A 16,034-nucleotide genomic window follows, 5' to 3' on the forward strand; every position below is an offset into this window, starting at 1 on the left:
ACCATGGTATGCAGCCACTAGGAACATCGATGCGCATTCTACTCGTTGATGATGTACAACTTGATAGAATGCAGTTGGCGATTAGGTTAAAGCAGCTCGGACACGTTGTTAAAGCCGTAGGAAGCGGTCTAGAAGCTTTGAATGAATATGAAAGCTTTGACCCAGAGCTAATCCTTCTTGATATTGCCATGCCAGACATGAATGGTTTTGAAGTCTCGCTTCATATCAGAGAAGCCTTTCCAGATTGGATCCCAATCATATTTTTGAGTAGTCACGAAGAACCTGAAATGATTGCAAAAGCAATTGATGCCGGGGGGGATGATTACCTGATTAAGCCCGTAGACAAGATAGTCCTTAATTCAAAGCTTATCGCAATGCAGCGCATTGCTCATATGAGAAGAGAGCTAAAGCAGACCACGGCGCAGCTAGAGACAGTTAACGAGCTCTTACAGCAGCAAGCAAACGAAGATGGGCTTACTAAGCTTTATAACAGACGCTATATAGACCAGCAACTAACAGATATGGTGGCTTGGCATGGGAGGCGTGGTGAATCTATGGCGCTTATCCTGTTAGATGTAGACTTTTTCAAGCCTTTTAACGATAACTATGGCCATATTGAAGGTGACCGCTGCCTTCAAGCGTTAGCAAATCAACTAAAAGCGACATTCAGCCGCTCGGGAGAATATGTAGGTAGATATGGTGGCGAAGAGTTTGTCATTTTACTTGGTGGGACGGATGCCAACGGAGCAGAGAAAGAAGCCGAGCGTATTCATAAAGCAATACAGTGCTTAGAGTATAAGCATGAGTATTCGAGTGTTGAACCATTCGTGACTGTGTCACAAGGAGTGTTCGTTTTCCAGGCCACGGGCAAGGAAAATGTTGCCGATCTCTACGCAACAGCGGACCGAGCGCTATATACTTCAAAATCTCGCGGTAGAAATACATACACAGTGGTAAACGCAAGTTAAGTTAGACAAATAATGAAGTATTTTGTGGTGACACTGTCACTAGTTTCGGCCTTTTCTCACGCTAGCCCTGTACAACACACATTACAAAAGGAATTTGAGCGTAATTTTGCAATAGGCATTGTGTTGTCTGATAGCGATGTATTTAACCTTGGCTTTCATGACTTTGATCCAAATAAATATCTCAATATCGACAACGAAGATATTGGGACTCAAGACTCCGTTGATTTAAGAAAGCAGGTTGCGCTTTCTACACTCCCTTATCATCTATCCCTCACTGATGACGATGAATCTCTTACTCAGTACAACTTGAAAGGGCGTCTCTATGTCTTGGGCATCGACCAAGACGTTCATTTGAACGAAAGTAAAGCTCCAGACAGAAATAAAGAGTGGATTCTTGGCGCATACAGCGAGGTAGAGCGCAAAAATAAGCTAACTGACCATATAACGTTCAGTGCAGCTGCTGGCGCACATCTCATGTATTATCGTAACCGGTATGAATATCGTAGTGATGCTCTTGATGAGCTTAAGCCATACCTAGAAGGCATCTATCTTAATACCGATGCATGGGCTTTGATTGGAGAGATCAACGCCGAGCTGAAATACAAAGACACCGTAAACTGGGGCAAGTGGTATGTTTGGTCTTCACCACATTATTTTTATGGTACAGGCTGGGGCGACGGCAATAACGGTGATATTGGCAATCCAGAAGGATGGTATTGGGTAAATGGCGTAAAACTCTTCTATGACTTTACCAAAGTTGGCCGCACCGTTCAGTCGATCTATACGAGTTTTAATCGCGTTGATGTGGGAGGAGACACAAGCAAACCAATGAATACCTCACACTATTATGAAGCAAGTGTTGGGTGGTTAATGACGCCGCCATTTAAGTCTGACTGGATAGATAACATTGGCCTTGGAATCACTGTGAACTATGGCAGTGCGCTAAGGGGAGGGAGTTTAGTATTGTTCTTCAATCAAGAGTAATAAATACGCAAAGAAAACCATTGCATTAATCACATATTCGAGCCAAAATCGCGCCCCATTTCGGCTTATAGGAACATAAGCACATAACCTTAGTCATCGGATGACTCTTGTAAATATTAAAGACTCATGCGTAAGTTGGCTTACTTAGCGATGATTTTCGCTTCAACTTCATCTCACTCCAGCTCCATTCAAAAGCAACTTGAGAAAGAATTCGATTATAACTATGCGGCAAGTATCGTACTTTCCGATAGTGATGTGTTTACTTTCGGTTTTTCAAATTTTGATCCTAATGAATATCTAAACCTAGATGAAGACCTGTTGGGTAGCAGTGAATCTGTAGAGCTCCGTAAGAAGCTTTCAGTGATGTCGCTACCGTTTAGTGTTCCAGTTGGCCATAATCGATATTCACCATATCAAACTAAAGTCAATGGACGTGGATACCTACTTAGCGGTAACCAGGAGGTATATGCATTGGATGCAACTAAGCCTGATGATCTAGATGAATTTGTCTTGGGTGGGTATTTAGAAGTCGAGCAAGAAGCATATTTAAATCGCAGCTTCATTTTGAGCGGTGCAGCAGGCACACACCTAATGTACTACCAAAATGATTACCGCTATCAAAGCAATGCGCTTGAAGATTACCAAAGCGAAATAGATGGTGTATACGTTAATACCAGTTCATTGGCGATGGTTGCAGAGCTCAATGCAACGCTAAGATATAGCCCTTACGGGCAGTTTGAGCAATGGTATTTATGGTCTTCTCCGCACTACTTCAATGGATTTGGAGCAAACCTTGGTGACGGTGACACTTTGATTAACCCAGAGGGTTGGTATTGGGTGAATGGGGTAAAGGTTTTTTATCGCTTAGCGATTTGGCAAAACATGGTTCAATCTTTCTACACTAGTTTTAATCGTGTTGATATTGGAGGGGATACGAAAAGACCTCTCAATACAGATCATTACTATGAGGCTAGTATGGGATGGCTAATGACACCACCAATTAAAATTCCATTTGTTATCAACATGGGAGTGGGCATGAGTCTAAACTATGGTAGTGCTTTTAAGGGTGGCAGCTTGGTTATGTTTTTCAATCAGGTGTAATTAGGTTGAGTATCATCACTCATTTTGAAAAAGGCCATTAAGTACGGCAGAATTTAACGCAATTTCGCCCTGCTTTTTTGGCCTTGTAAAGGGCTTCATCTGCGAGCTTAATGACATCTGAGGGGTTGCGGGCACTGCGGCTATCAGCGACACCAAAGCTTGCTGTTACACTTACCACACCTCTTTTTTCGGACGCCTTGCCACGTTGCTTTTTACCTTCTTTATGATCGTCAGGGCGGCCGTCTTGATCTCGAAGTACCATTTCATACTGTGCAATGGACTCACGAGTTTCTTCAATAAATTCTTCACAGTCTTCTGCGAATTTACCCTTAAAGACGATGGTAAACTCTTCTCCGCCGAATCGGTAAACCTTGGCACCACCCTGAGTTTTGCCCAATCGAGCTGCTACCATTTTTAACACGTCGTCACCTGTGTCATGACCATAGGTGTCGTTGAACTTTTTAAAATGGTCAACATCCAGCATTGCAATTGTGAACTTTCGTCCGGTGTGTTTCAGGTCGAGATCTAGAGCTCGGCGACTTGGAATCAGCGTTAAGCTATCGGTAAACGCAAGTTGATGGCTCGCAGAGGTAGAATAGATGATGATCAAGAGCCCAGACAGAGTAAACATGGTACTAGATATGTACTGAACATCAAAAAACACAAAAGTTGCAGTGGCTAACACCATGGCCGAATAGGTGATCGCGTGAATGATTCTATTTTTTTTGAGAACAAGGATTCCTAGGAAGCAAGCAAGAGCAAAGCAATACAGCACTAAAACGAAGGGTAACTTCGACACACTCGGTACGATAAACAAAGAACCCGCAGTCCATTCATCAAACCCACCCTCGACATAATAAATAAGCGTGATGTAAGACCAAAAAGAAAACATAAACAGCATAAAGACGTACGCTGCGGTCGACTTTGAGTTGAACCCTTCTTTACTAAATAAAAATACAGCTAAAAAAGAGACAGGTAACAGGCATGTCAAAATGGCCAGTTCAAGCAACGTTGTGCCAACGTGCAACGGAACTTGCAACCGAGTTTGAATAATGAAATAGGCAAAAATCATGCTAATGCACACCATAGACTCTCGCCCTTGTTTGAACGAGTAGCACATGATCAACGCACAGCTAAGTAAGATATAAGGTAGGTTTGATGCTATGCCCCAGTTCGCTCTGGTCATTTCAATAATATTATCCATGCCCAAGCTGACAGCTCCCAGTAACAGGAGTGGGAACAGAAAGCGAAAAGCGGGAGAGGTCATTAAAGATGAAACCATCTACAGTTCAAAACCTTATCTTAATCGTATGTTATTCAAATAAATTATGAATCTTGTTTAATGCTTTAAATTAGGTATTAATTATCACAGACTCGAAACTAACAAGAATACGTTTATTTGCGGATTTTCCAAGTATTTTAGGACGTATTAACACAAAAATGGAGAGGTTGACTAAATTTAGACCAATCAATGAGTTGCAGGGCTTTATCGACTGCTATACTTTAGGTCTGTTGCCTAAAGGAGAAAGTTGATGCAAATCAGTTCAGACGTACACAATTATATGGAAACATTAGTTGGCCAGGTGTTAGCTTCAGACGTCTATGTTGAGCAATTCGATAACGAACAATTAGCTGATATCGCGTGTCTCGCATTGATCCAGCTAAAGCCTGTCTACATCCGTCATGATATCGACTTCTTGTCGGCGTTACCTGAAAGCAAGCTGACTCAGTTTAAGCTAAGTGTCGATGTGGCCGTTGAAAATGCAGCTGCTATGATTCGTGAGGACCGACGTGAGAATCGCGACCACGAAGTTCCGGTCATATTGACCCACACCAGTTATGATGAAGAACAAGAACTGGATTGGTTCGAAAAACCAATCCTCAACATCAATATTAAGTAATTCTAGTTTGTCTCTGACTATTGTAAGAGACGCAGAGAAAAACCAAGGAGGAGTCGTGGGATTTTTTTCACGCTTGTTTGGTGGCAGTCAAAAGTCTGCTGAGGTAAAAACTGTTGAGCCTGTCGAATACAAAGGCTATCTAATCTACCAAGAGAGCATTTCAGAAGGAGGTCAATATCGTATTGCAGGCCGCATTGAAAAAGCTTTCGAAGGGGAAGTGAAGTCACACCGTTTCATTCGGTCTGACTTGTTGGGTTCAGAACAAGATGCCAATGAGTTGATGTTGAAAAAGTCGCAGATGTTTATCGACCAAATCGGTGAAAAGATCTTCGATTAACAATTCACTCCAACTTGATACGAATCATCAAAAAGAGAGTCATTAGTGTATATGCTGATGACTCTTTTTTTATTTACTTAAATATTTGTTAAATAAGCGGTTAGCACTCATCTGGTTAGACCTCTGCTTAGTAAAGTCAGTCGTTGTTATTTTTCAGGTTGAAGTAGAGAATTATTCATTACTAGACGTTATATGTAATGAAATTTAGTATTTTTATTACAAAATACTTGAAGTCACGATTGACGTTCGCTAAAAACAGAATAATAACGGACTGTGAGGCGAGAAGTGGCAGTGCAAATGGGTGACCCCAAACACCATCATTCGTTTGCGTTTTCTTGCGTAGTGAACAGATAGAAATAAAAAAGAATTAGAGTAGAGCATTGCTCTGTTTTGGGACTAATTATTGATATGTATACAAGGAGTATGCGTTTTGCAAATCGGTGTACCTAGAGAAATACTCGCGGGTGAATCGCGGGTAGCTGCATCGCCTAAGTCGGTTGAGCAGCTAATTAAATTGGGATTCGATGTCGCAATCGAATCTCAAGCGGGGGTGCTAGCCAGTTTCGACAATGCAGCTTATGAAGCAGCAGGTGCGAAAATTGTTCCTAGTGAAGAAGTATGGACATCAGGCTTAATTCTTAAAGTTAATGCGCCAATCGTGGATGAAGAAAATGGCATTGATGAAATCGCATTACTACAAGACGGTGCGACACTAGTCAGCTTTATTTGGCCTGCTCAAAATGCAGAGTTAATGGAACAGCTCTCTAGCAAGAACATTAACGTTCTCGCAATGGACGCGGTTCCTCGTATCTCTCGTGCGCAAGCATTAGACGCACTTTCTTCTATGGCGAACATTGCTGGTTACCGCGCAGTGGTTGAAGCCGCTCATGAATTCGGTCGATTCTTCACCGGTCAAATTACCGCAGCAGGTAAAGTACCGCCAGCGAAAGTACTGGTTGCAGGTGCAGGTGTAGCAGGTCTTGCTGCTATCGGCGCTGCTGGTAGCCTTGGCGCTATCGTTCGCTCTTTTGACGTTCGTCCTGAAGTAAAAGAGCAAGTTGAATCGATGGGCGCAGAGTTCCTAACGGTAGACTTCAAAGAAGATTCAGGTTCAGGTGACGGCTACGCGAAAGAAATGTCGGATGAATTCAACAAAAAAGCGGCAGAGCTATACGCTGAGCAAGCGAAAGACGTTGATATCATCATCACAACGGCACTGATTCCTGGTAAACCTGCGCCAACGCTTATCACCAAAGAAATGGTGGATAGCATGAAAGCGGGCAGCGTGATCGTTGACCTTGCTGCCGCAAACGGTGGTAACTGTGAATACACGGTAAAAGATCAAGTAATCACCACGGCTAACGGCGTGAAAATCGTTGGTTATACCGATATGGTAGGTCGACTGCCAACACAATCTTCTCAGCTTTATGCAACCAACCTTGTAAACCTTCTAAAACTGCTTTGCAAAGAGAAAGATGGCAACATCAATATCGACTTCGAAGACGTCGTGCTTCGTGGCGTAACAGTAGTAAAAGAAGGCGAAGTGACATGGCCTGCGCCACCAATTCAGGTGTCAGCACAGCCACAAGCTAAACCGCAAGAACCTGTTAAACCTCAACCTAAAGTTGAGGAGCCAACGTCACCAGTGAAGAAGTTTGGTGCGCTTGCTGTTGGTTTAGGCGCCTTTGCATGGGTTGCTTCTGTTGCTCCGGCAGCGTTCCTATCTCACTTCACCGTATTCGTACTGGCGTGTGTGGTAGGTTACTACGTAGTTTGGAACGTAACACACGCACTACATACTCCGCTTATGTCTGTTACCAACGCGATTTCAGGTATCATTGTAGTAGGTGCGTTGCTACAAATTGGTCAGGGTAATGGTGTCGTTACCTTCCTATCATTCATTGCTGTACTCATAGCAAGCATAAATATCTTTGGTGGCTTTACCGTGACCAAACGTATGCTTGAAATGTTCCGCAAAGATAAATAATAGGAGTGACCAATGTCTGCAGGATTAGTACAAGCGGCATATATCATTGCTGCGCTATTTTTCATCTTAAGTCTCGCGGGACTTTCTAAACAAGAATCGGCAAGAAACGGTAACTACTACGGTATTGCGGGTATGGCGATTGCGCTTATTGCGACGATCTTCAGCCCAAATGCGGAAGGATTCGTTTGGGTCATCATCGCGATGGTCATCGGTGGTAGCATCGGTATCCACTACGCGAAAAAAGTAGAAATGACTCAAATGCCGGAACTGGTTGCTATCCTACACAGCTTTGTAGGTATGGCTGCAGTATTGGTAGGTTACAACAGCTACCTAGAGCCACCAGCGCCAGTTTCAACTGACCTTGCTGGTATGCACGCTGAGCATGTGATTCACCTAGTGGAAGTATTCCTTGGCGTGTTCATCGGTGCGGTAACCTTCACTGGTTCAGTCGTAGCGTTTGGTAAGCTACGTGGCACGATCTCTTCTTCGCCACTTAACTTGCCTCACAAACACAAAATGAACCTTGCTGCGATCGTCGTTTCTACGCTTCTTATGATTTACTTCGTAAAAGCGGACGGCAGCATGTTCGCATTGATCGTAATGACGTTGATTGCATTCGCGTTTGGTTACCACTTAGTAGCGTCGATCGGTGGTGCAGATATGCCGGTTGTGGTTTCAATGCTGAACTCATACTCAGGTTGGGCAGCAGCAGCAGCAGGTTTCATGCTAGCAAACGACCTATTGATCGTAACAGGTGCACTAGTTGGTTCTTCAGGTGCGATCCTTTCGTACATCATGTGTAAAGCAATGAACCGATCGTTCATCAGCGTTATCGCTGGCGGCTTCGGTCAAGAAGTTGTGATCTCAAGTGATGAAGAGCAGGGCGAGCACCGGGAAACATCAGCAGAAGAAGTTGCTGAAATGCTGAAGAACTCAAAATCAGTGATCATCACTCCGGGATACGGTATGGCAGTAGCTCAGGCACAGTACCCAGTGCATGAAATTACTGAAACACTACGTAATCAGGGTATTGAAGTGCGCTTTGGTATTCACCCTGTAGCTGGTCGTCTGCCAGGTCACATGAACGTTCTACTGGCAGAAGCAAAAGTACCTTACGATATCGTACTAGAGATGGACGAGATCAACGATGACTTCTCTGAGACTGATACGGTTCTGGTTATTGGTGCGAACGATACTGTAAACCCAGCAGCGCTTGACGATCCGAACAGTCCAATTGCGGGCATGCCTGTATTAGAAGTTTGGAACGCGCAAAATGTCATTGTATTCAAGCGTTCAATGAATACTGGTTATGCTGGCGTTCAAAACCCACTATTCTTCAAAGAAAACACATCAATGTTGTTTGGTGATGCAAAAGAAAGTGTCGAAGCAATCTTCAAAGCTTTGTAATTTGGAATTGCCATTAATTGAAAAGACCAGCGTATGCTGGTCTTTTTTTTGTACATTCAATGTAATAGAAATGCAAAACCTTTACTTGTATCGATGACAACTTTAATTTAGATGATGTATAGTTTCTAGCAATGGAACGAACAACGGTTACAGTTTGATTAAACGTTTATTACTTAGTGTCGCAATACTAGCAGCAGCACCAATCGTGAAGGCAGACTCACTGCCAGAAAGAATAGACACTTTTACCGAGTTGTTTAACTACCAATCGGCCGAGAAATCGTACGATATACGGGTTTTGCAATCCAATTATCCGACTAAGCTGTTGTCGCCGGATTCTATGTTGCCTCAAACTGCTGATTACCCGTTGAAGGATATACAGCAGCTGTACCAACTAGCGAACACTTGCCGTGGTAAGCTACCTTTGAGCCCCTTAATCACCGAACCTTTGGTGTTTACGAGAGCTATCTGTAAAGGTACGCAACTGACTCCAAGATGGTTTTCTAGAAGTGGGCTTATCCATCCCGGTGGCGGTAGTTATGCCGCTCGGTATGTTGATAAGTATCCAGAGCTCCAAGATAAACTTGCGCAATACATGCACATTAAAGAACGCAAGAATGTGCAAGGCGATGAATTACTCGCAAGCCTAAAGAGTATGAACGATGACGCGATAAACGCTTTAATCGCAGGTGCGAGCATGTTTATCGAACAAAACGAGCTTTGGCTTAGAAGAGGAGATCACTACTTCGTATTTCCGAAGTCAGTCTGGCAGGAAAACGTTGCCAACGCAGGACTCTCTTTTAAATTAGCGAGTCAAACCAAAAGCTGCTTCGTTAAACGCGGCAATATATGTTGGGATGTAGAAGATCATTCGCAAGTGCTGCGGATCAGCATGATCATCCTGGTGATTGCCAACATATTTCTTGTTATCGGTTGGGCTGTTTATCGCTGGAATAGCAAGCGACAAGAGCTACGTAGCAGAATGCTTGTTTTACAGATTTTGACTCATGAGCTTAGAACTCCAATCGCCTCATTATCATTAACTGTAGAGGGGTTTAGGCGTGAGTTTGAACGTCTTCCTGAAAGTGTATACGACGAGTTTCGTCGTTTGTGTGAGGATACAAGACGTTTAAGGCAGTTAGCTGAAGCAAGTAAAGATTACTTGCAATCGGACAACCAACCGCTTGCAACAGAATGGGTTCCTTCTGTTCAAGAGTGGTTAGAGTTTAAGATTGAAGAAGAATTTAACGAATCCGTTCAATTTGTTATCAACCAGGATATCTCGGCCAAAATTAACGTATACTGGCTAGGTACTTGTATCGATAACTTGTTGAGAAACGCAATTAAATATGGTGAAGCACCGGTAAGACTTGATGTTGAAACCAGTGCTCAAAAATTAGTTATTCGTGTCATCGATGAAGGGAAACTTTCATCTAAAGACTGGGCTCACTTAAGAAAACCATTTGTAAGTAAGAGTGGCCTAGGATTGGGATTAACTATTGTCGAATCTATGATGGGACGTATGGGAGGCAAAATGTCTCTGATAGGTCCACCTACAACATTTATACTGGAGATACCTTGTGAAACAGACTCTGCTTCTCGTTGAAGATGATAAAAACCTTGCTGATGGCCTACTTGTGAGCCTTGAACAAGCAGGGTATGAGTGTTTGCATGTGGAGCGTATTTCAGATGTAGAACCACAATGGAAAAAGGCTGATTTAGTGATTCTAGATCGCCAACTACCGGATGGTGATTCAGTAGAATCTCTGCCAGAGTGGAAGAAAATTAAAGATGTCCCGGTTATTCTATTAACCGCATTAGTTACTGTGAAAGACAAAGTCGCAGGACTGGACTCAGGTGCAAACGACTACCTAACAAAACCTTTTGCTGAAGCAGAACTGTTTGCTCGTATTAGAGCTCAGCTTCGTGCTCCTGATTCAGCAGAACAGGGCAGTGCGGACAAAGTTATTACAAACGAGCTTGAAATCGATCGTGCAACACGTGAGGTTCTTTTTAAAGGCGAACTTATCACCTTAACCCGTACAGAGTTTGATTTATTGTTGTTCCTAGCTTCAAACCTAGGCCGTGTATTTACGCGTGACGAGCTATTAGACCACGTTTGGGGTTACAACCATTTCCCAACGACTCGTACTGTAGACACACACGTGCTGCAGCTTCGCCAAAAGCTGCCTGGTCTTGAAATTGAAACGTTGCGTGGCGTTGGCTACAAAATGAAAGCGTAACGATGAAGTTAGTCCTGCCAATATTATTAGCGGCAACTTTGATGAAACCAGTCCATGGTATGGACTGGTTTTCGTCTAACACGCCTTTAAGCCAAGCCCACCAACATCTATTGGAAGATAACTTGCCAGATATGTTTCTTTCTTTAGTGGAACTTTGGCAGTCAGAACCGAATAAGGCTATTACCCCCCATTTAAATGACCTGTTAGCGCAATCTCTTACAAAGGATTGTGGCAAATCACTATCTACGGTTACGTTACCTGAATGGATTAGTGGCGTTAATATCATTCGTCAAACCATTCAGAGCCCTGGACGCGATACTTACCGCTTGGTCATAAAACTTAGGGTGGTGACTGAGCTAGATGACATCATGTTTGAACGTTGGGTTGATGAGTCTATCTCAGCCGACGCTTCATTAAGCCAAGAAGACGTCGTTACCAACACGATTGCGAATGAAAAGCGTTACCTAAAACGCTACAACCTAACAGGAAAAATCGAAGCTGGTCTTTATCACCTATCTATCGTTGCCGTTGATGGTCGAGTTTTTAGAACATGGATAGTCTTGGGTGACTCCAATTCTTCACAATATGTACGATGGACATCAAAAGAGAATTGGAAAGTCGAAAAAAGTGCCTTGAGAAATCCACACTGTCCACTTCCTGAGCTCAATGTTGGCCTCTATGATTATGTAGATGGTCAGTACGAACAAGTTTGGCAAAAGAGTTACGAATCCAATTACCCTAACTCTCTTGAGCTAGAAGGTGTCCCTAACGATCGGTACGTGCTCGCAGTTGGTATTAACAGCCGACGTTGGCAAGGGGACATAATTGTTGAGCAAGCTCAAACTATTAGCCGCACTTATGATCTTTCCCTAGAAGAATAGCTAAAGAATCTTCATATTGGTCGATACAAAGTTCATAACGCACAATGAATTAGTCCCATATGAAGATTCAATACAAACTATTAGCACTCAGCGTCACTAGCGCATGCCTTTCTTTTTCAACCAATGCAGCCACGTACGCAATCGAAGCTCGCAGTGATGCGATGGGTGGAGTAGGCACAGTATCTGCCTCTTACCTAACCGCCCCTTTCTTTAACCCAGCGCTCACAGCAATCTATCGTAGAAATGATGACGCCGGCATGATAGTACCAAGCTTTGGTATTAGTTATGACGATCAGGATGGATTGATCGACGAAATTGATCGTATTAGCAAACTCACCGACGACACTGAAATCGTTAACTCGCTAAATAACATCGATAACGCTAAATTAGACTTCGACTTAGGCGGTGTAGTGGCGGTTGGTATTCCAAACAAGTTTCTTTCTGCGACCGCTTACGGCAAGTTGTACACTGAATCCTTTGTTACTCCTGAAGTCGACACTTCGGTACCAGCTAGTTCTCTCGACAACAGTTATGTGCGTGGTGTTTCGATCGGTGTTGCCGAAGCAGGTATTTCGCTTGCTAAGTACACTACATTCATGAATCAGCATCTTTCTTTTGGTTTAACGCCAAAACTGCAACGCATTTATACATACTCTTATGCAAGTAGCTTTGCCGCGTTTGACACAAAAGATTTAAGAGAAAATGAGACTGCTGACACCATCTTCAACTTGGATGCAGGTGCTCTCTGGTTTTATGGACCTTTCCGCGTAGGTTTAGCTGCAAAAAACTTAGTGGGTCGAGATATTAAGACTAAAGCATTTACAGCTCCGAATGGCGATCCAATCGCTTCGTACGAATACAGCATGCGTCCGCTCTATACCATTGGTGCAGGTATCGTCGCCGACTACTTCACAGTAAGTGTTGATTATGACTTGAATGAAGAGAAAAAGTTTTCAACATTTGATGATAATAGCCAAATGCTAAGGGCTGGCTTTGAAGTCGACATTTTAAGACAGATGGCACTGCGCGGAGGCTATAAGAAAAACATGGCTCGCTCAAGTGAGGATGGAACGATTACCGCAGGTATCGGATTATCACCACTCAATCTGATTGAACTCGATATCGCGGCTCAATATACCAACGAAAATGCAATGGGTGCTTCGATTAATTTCCTTGCGACCTACTAACTGAATCGTTATAGTCAGCTCCTCACATTGAGGAGCTTTTTTTATGTTTGACGATTTACCACCTCTGTCCCATCAAGAACAACAACAAGCAGTAGAACGTATTCAAGAGCTAATGCAAAAGGGTACTAGTACCGCAGAAGCGATTAAGATCGTTGCTGAGCAAATTCGAGCAGAATACGCCGCAAAGAAACAAGACTAAGAAATTACGAAGAGCAGGGCATAGACCCTGCTTTTTTACGCCCGTCGTATACACAACTAAAACAGACTACTCACCACCTTTCTTCTAACAAGTACCCCGTTACCACGTCACAATAACAACCCTCAAGTAGAGAAGAAACTCTACCATAATAGATAGGTAAAATTTTACCAGCAATAGTTAACTGTCACTTATTATAGATAGGCAAAAACACTACCTAAAGCTTAGCAATGCTGGTTGTTTCTTTAAATACAATCACTTAGGGCAAGATAGGCACCTAGTTTACACCTAAGTACCACTCAGGCTTGTAATTAAATTACAGGGTGTAATTTCGCTGTCGAATTCAGTAGTGGAATATTCTGAAGAAATCTAAAAGAGACGCCGTCACTTTATGAGCTGACAAATAGTGTAGACAAATAGGAGTTAGTGGCTGCAGTAAGTGCTTGCAATCAAATTTGGCTTTCAAGCCTGGTCCGATTTTGAGATGCGAAAATAACGGTCGAATTCGTCTTTCCGAGTTGGATTAAGGCGAAATTGGTGCAGGTAGATTTTCAATAAATGATCATTTGCTTACATTGTCAGCTTATGTAGTTTCACCTATTGATTTTACTTACGTGTTACGCTGTGACTTATTTGGGTAAAAGAGGATACTGAGGAGTTGCTGCTAGGGAATCCAGATTTGGGCGAGGAGAGTCATATATCTTGGTTTAGCTTTGATTCTTGCCACAGTTCCAAGCTCTATTCTAACGCTGGGTAATATGCTCAATGATTAGAGTATCAACTCGATGTCATTCCAGTTGACGTTAGCTTATTTGATACACTTGGCGCCATAGAAAAATCTAGTTCGACGTAAAGGAAGCTATGAAAGTAATCTCAACGAATGACATCGATAAGTATATCGGTGTTGATATCGAGCCAACAGATTGGTTTGTTGTGAATCAGGACCAAATTAATCAATTTGCAGATTGTACCTTAGATCATCAGTTTATCCATACGGATCCGGCTAAAGCACGGGCTACAATGTTCAAATCTACAATCGCGCATGGCTTATTATCTTTGTCTATGCTTCCATATTTTGCAGAGAGTTTTGGGTACCATTTGGAGGGTGCTAGGCTTGGTCTCAATTATGGGTTCGATAAGGTGCGTTTTATTCATCCAGTAAAAGTGAATAGCCGTATTCGGGCTCATGCCAAGTTGATAGCCGTTGATGAAAGGAAGCCCGGACAGTACGTGTTTAGTACAGAAGTGGTTGTTGAAATCGAAGGTGAAACAAAACCAGCGCTGACCGCTGTATGGTTAGCTATGCAGATCGTGCCTTAGTGGCAAACGTAACGCATGGAATTTTACAATGCGTTACGTTAAGCACCTTATAACTGCGTGTTAGCTTAATCGGGCAATAACTTACATCTTGGTATACTTAAAACCTAGAAGTTACCAAGTGCGCATTATGTATATTATGTTAAATAAACTATCCATGTACGCCAAATCTTCTCTAGTTTGGCCTCCTATCCCGCTCAGATTTTAAAATGCTGCGCTTTTTGGCGATGTCATTAAACATAACGGCGATTTACCATAAAATACTTAATATAGATCTTAATAATCTACGATTGTTAAGATCTATATTAATCAAGTCTCGCTCTCAGCCCTTGGCTAGATATCATTAGAAAAGACCTATTACCTCTAAGTGTTATCGACTGAGTTACTTCTGATTTTTACCCGGCTTAATACACAACGTGTCCTGAACCGATAAACTTATTGATTTTAGGAGGGCTTGTATTGGCACGCCATATATCTTCAATCGATAATTTTCGAGCGATCGCTATTATATTGGTCGTCGCTGTACACTGCATGCCTTATGGAATGTCGGTTAACTCTGGTCCTTGGCTAGTCTTCCAGAACCTAATCTATGGTGCGACTGCTGCATTTGTATTTATATCTGGCTACATGTATCACCATGTGTTCTTCAAACAGAAAACGCCATACATTGAATTCCTGAGTAGTAAGTTTCGAAACGTTTTGCTGCCGTATCTGCTATTGGGAACCGGAGCTATTTTTCTTTTATACATCTCTAAAGCCGGATTCTTTTCTGGTGAGGAGCTATTTGAAGGAAAAACCATTTTCAATACTGATGATCACGCTCTTATTATAATTGGTAAATACTACTTAAGTGGACGGATGCTTACAGCCTATTGGTATGTACCGTTTGTTGTCATGCTTTTTTCAATGGCACCATTGCATGATAGGTTTCTCGTCGTGCGTAGAAAGTACAAGTTATTGATAATATTTACTTTAAGTCTTGTGTCGATGCTAGTTCATCGCTCGTACGAAAATACCAACCCGTTGCAAATGTTAATCTACTTTACACCATATTATTTAATCGGCATGTATGTATCTTTGTACCGAACTTCCCTCGCCTCTAATGCAAAAATTAAGTCTCTTCTGTTTCTATCGTTAGCAATCGCTCTCGCTATATACGATGCAAGTATCGGCCATCAAGGTAATTACATTAAGCCGCTAACCACTTACAACGGCATCGATACAATGTATCTTCAAAAGGTATGTTTAGTTGTGGGGATTTATTTTCTGCTTGAAGCCTTCCCATTTAAAATTGGGTGGCTGTCATTTCTAGCAAAAATTAGTTTTGGTGTATTTTTTATACACCCTTGGGTATTAACTGTAATGAAGCGAACTCCTTTGTATCAACACGCAAACGGGCTTCAGGCAGATATAGTTCTATTTCTAACAGTGCTTATTTTGGTAGTGACATTAAGCATGTTGATCGCTGTTTGCTTCAAAAGAGCACTGAAGAACAGCCACTATTCAAAAGCAGTTATTGGTTACTAAA

General features: G+C 42.5%; 15 protein-coding genes. 14 read left to right on the plus strand and 1 reads right to left on the minus strand.

Annotated elements, in window-relative coordinates; genetic code table 11:
• The first annotated feature begins 8 nt into the window (after positions 1 to 8).
• The 3 genes from BSZ04_RS08405 (at position 9) to BSZ04_RS08415 (ending at position 3,053) form a co-directional block, all read left to right on the plus strand.
• Complete coding sequence (locus BSZ04_RS08405) at positions 9 to 968, plus strand: GGDEF domain-containing response regulator (RefSeq protein ID WP_071236337.1); 960 nt, start codon at positions 9 to 11, stop codon at positions 966 to 968.
• Positions 969 to 980: 12 nt separating this feature from the next.
• Entirely contained in the window at positions 981 to 1,952 is a 972-nt protein-coding gene (locus BSZ04_RS08410) for a Solitary outer membrane autotransporter beta-barrel domain (protein ID WP_088880159.1), read from the plus strand.
• Positions 1,953 to 2,078: 126 nt separating this feature from the next.
• Complete coding sequence (locus tag BSZ04_RS08415) at positions 2,079 to 3,053, plus strand: Solitary outer membrane autotransporter beta-barrel domain (RefSeq protein ID WP_010451762.1); 975 nt, start codon at positions 2,079 to 2,081, stop codon at positions 3,051 to 3,053.
• A gap of 37 nt (positions 3,054 to 3,090) precedes the next feature.
• Here BSZ04_RS08415 and BSZ04_RS08420 read toward each other — a convergent pair whose 3' ends face one another.
• Entirely contained in the window at positions 3,091 to 4,335 is a 1,245-nt protein-coding gene (locus BSZ04_RS08420; protein ID WP_010451764.1) for a GGDEF domain-containing protein, read from the minus strand.
• A 250-nt stretch (positions 4,336 to 4,585) separates the two neighbouring features.
• On the opposite strand from BSZ04_RS08420, the gene BSZ04_RS08425 reads away from it, so the two are divergent.
• The 11 genes from BSZ04_RS08425 (at position 4,586) to BSZ04_RS08475 (ending at position 16,033) form a co-directional block, all read left to right on the plus strand.
• The gene (locus BSZ04_RS08425; RefSeq protein ID WP_010451766.1) at positions 4,586 to 4,954 is read left to right on the plus strand and encodes a late competence development ComFB family protein; all 369 of its coding nucleotides are present in this window, start codon (positions 4,586 to 4,588) and stop codon (positions 4,952 to 4,954) included.
• Positions 4,955 to 5,009: 55 nt separating this feature from the next.
• On the plus strand, positions 5,010 to 5,291 hold the full coding sequence (locus tag BSZ04_RS08430) for an HlyU family transcriptional regulator (protein ID WP_088880160.1): 282 nt from the start codon (positions 5,010 to 5,012) through the stop codon (positions 5,289 to 5,291).
• A 430-nt stretch (positions 5,292 to 5,721) separates the two neighbouring features.
• Entirely contained in the window at positions 5,722 to 7,278 is a 1,557-nt protein-coding gene (locus BSZ04_RS08435; protein WP_088880161.1) for a Re/Si-specific NAD(P)(+) transhydrogenase subunit alpha, read from the plus strand.
• A gap of 12 nt (positions 7,279 to 7,290) precedes the next feature.
• Positions 7,291 to 8,685, plus strand: a complete 1,395-nt coding sequence (gene pntB, locus BSZ04_RS08440) for a Re/Si-specific NAD(P)(+) transhydrogenase subunit beta (protein ID WP_010451772.1) — start codon at positions 7,291 to 7,293, stop codon at positions 8,683 to 8,685.
• A 154-nt stretch (positions 8,686 to 8,839) separates the two neighbouring features.
• Positions 8,840 to 10,288 (plus strand): sensor histidine kinase VxrA, encoded by a 1,449-nt coding sequence (vxrA, locus tag BSZ04_RS08445; RefSeq protein WP_071236343.1) that lies wholly within the window; start codon positions 8,840 to 8,842, stop codon positions 10,286 to 10,288.
• Positions 10,263 to 10,925, plus strand: a complete 663-nt coding sequence (vxrB, locus tag BSZ04_RS08450) for a response regulator transcription factor VxrB (protein ID WP_010451776.1) — start codon at positions 10,263 to 10,265, stop codon at positions 10,923 to 10,925. Before vxrA ends, vxrB begins: the two co-directional genes overlap by 26 nt.
• Before the next feature lie 2 nt (positions 10,926 to 10,927).
• A complete protein-coding gene (locus tag BSZ04_RS08455; protein ID WP_088880162.1) occupies positions 10,928 to 11,806 on the plus strand; it encodes a DUF2861 family protein in 879 nt (292 codons plus the stop codon).
• A gap of 59 nt (positions 11,807 to 11,865) precedes the next feature.
• Entirely contained in the window at positions 11,866 to 12,993 is a 1,128-nt protein-coding gene (locus tag BSZ04_RS08460; protein ID WP_010451780.1) for a conjugal transfer protein TraF, read from the plus strand.
• Positions 12,994 to 13,036: 43 nt separating this feature from the next.
• A complete protein-coding gene (locus tag BSZ04_RS08465) occupies positions 13,037 to 13,192 on the plus strand; it encodes a YoaH family protein (protein WP_005427041.1) in 156 nt (51 codons plus the stop codon).
• An 858-nt stretch (positions 13,193 to 14,050) separates the two neighbouring features.
• A complete protein-coding gene (locus BSZ04_RS08470; RefSeq protein ID WP_071236345.1) occupies positions 14,051 to 14,509 on the plus strand; it encodes a MaoC family dehydratase in 459 nt (152 codons plus the stop codon).
• 456 nt (positions 14,510 to 14,965) lie between these two features.
• Positions 14,966 to 16,033, plus strand: coding sequence for an acyltransferase family protein (locus BSZ04_RS08475; RefSeq protein ID WP_088880163.1), 1,068 nt, complete (start codon positions 14,966 to 14,968; stop codon positions 16,031 to 16,033).
• Position 16,034 lies beyond the last annotated feature (1 nt).

It is taken from the genome of Vibrio rotiferianus, assembly GCF_002214395.1.
GTDB lineage: Bacteria > Pseudomonadota > Gammaproteobacteria > Enterobacterales > Vibrionaceae > Vibrio > Vibrio rotiferianus.

Coding starts and splice junctions, on each gene's coding strand:
- BSZ04_RS08465 (WP_005427041.1), top strand. CDS start 13,037: ATGTTTGACGATTTACCACCTCTGTCCCATCAAGAACAACAACAAGCA.
- BSZ04_RS08470 (WP_071236345.1), top strand. CDS start 14,051: ATGAAAGTAATCTCAACGAATGACATCGATAAGTATATCGGTGTTGAT.
- BSZ04_RS08415 (WP_010451762.1), top strand. CDS start 2,079: ATGCGTAAGTTGGCTTACTTAGCGATGATTTTCGCTTCAACTTCATCT.
- BSZ04_RS08455 (WP_088880162.1), top strand. CDS start 10,928: ATGAAGTTAGTCCTGCCAATATTATTAGCGGCAACTTTGATGAAACCA.
- BSZ04_RS08460 (WP_010451780.1), top strand. CDS start 11,866: ATGAAGATTCAATACAAACTATTAGCACTCAGCGTCACTAGCGCATGC.
- BSZ04_RS08410 (WP_088880159.1), top strand. CDS start 981: ATGAAGTATTTTGTGGTGACACTGTCACTAGTTTCGGCCTTTTCTCAC.
- pntB (WP_010451772.1), top strand. CDS start 7,291: ATGTCTGCAGGATTAGTACAAGCGGCATATATCATTGCTGCGCTATTT.
- BSZ04_RS08425 (WP_010451766.1), top strand. CDS start 4,586: ATGCAAATCAGTTCAGACGTACACAATTATATGGAAACATTAGTTGGC.
- BSZ04_RS08405 (WP_071236337.1), top strand. CDS start 9: ATGCAGCCACTAGGAACATCGATGCGCATTCTACTCGTTGATGATGTA.
- BSZ04_RS08420 (WP_010451764.1), bottom strand. CDS start 4,335: ATGGTTTCATCTTTAATGACCTCTCCCGCTTTTCGCTTTCTGTTCCCA.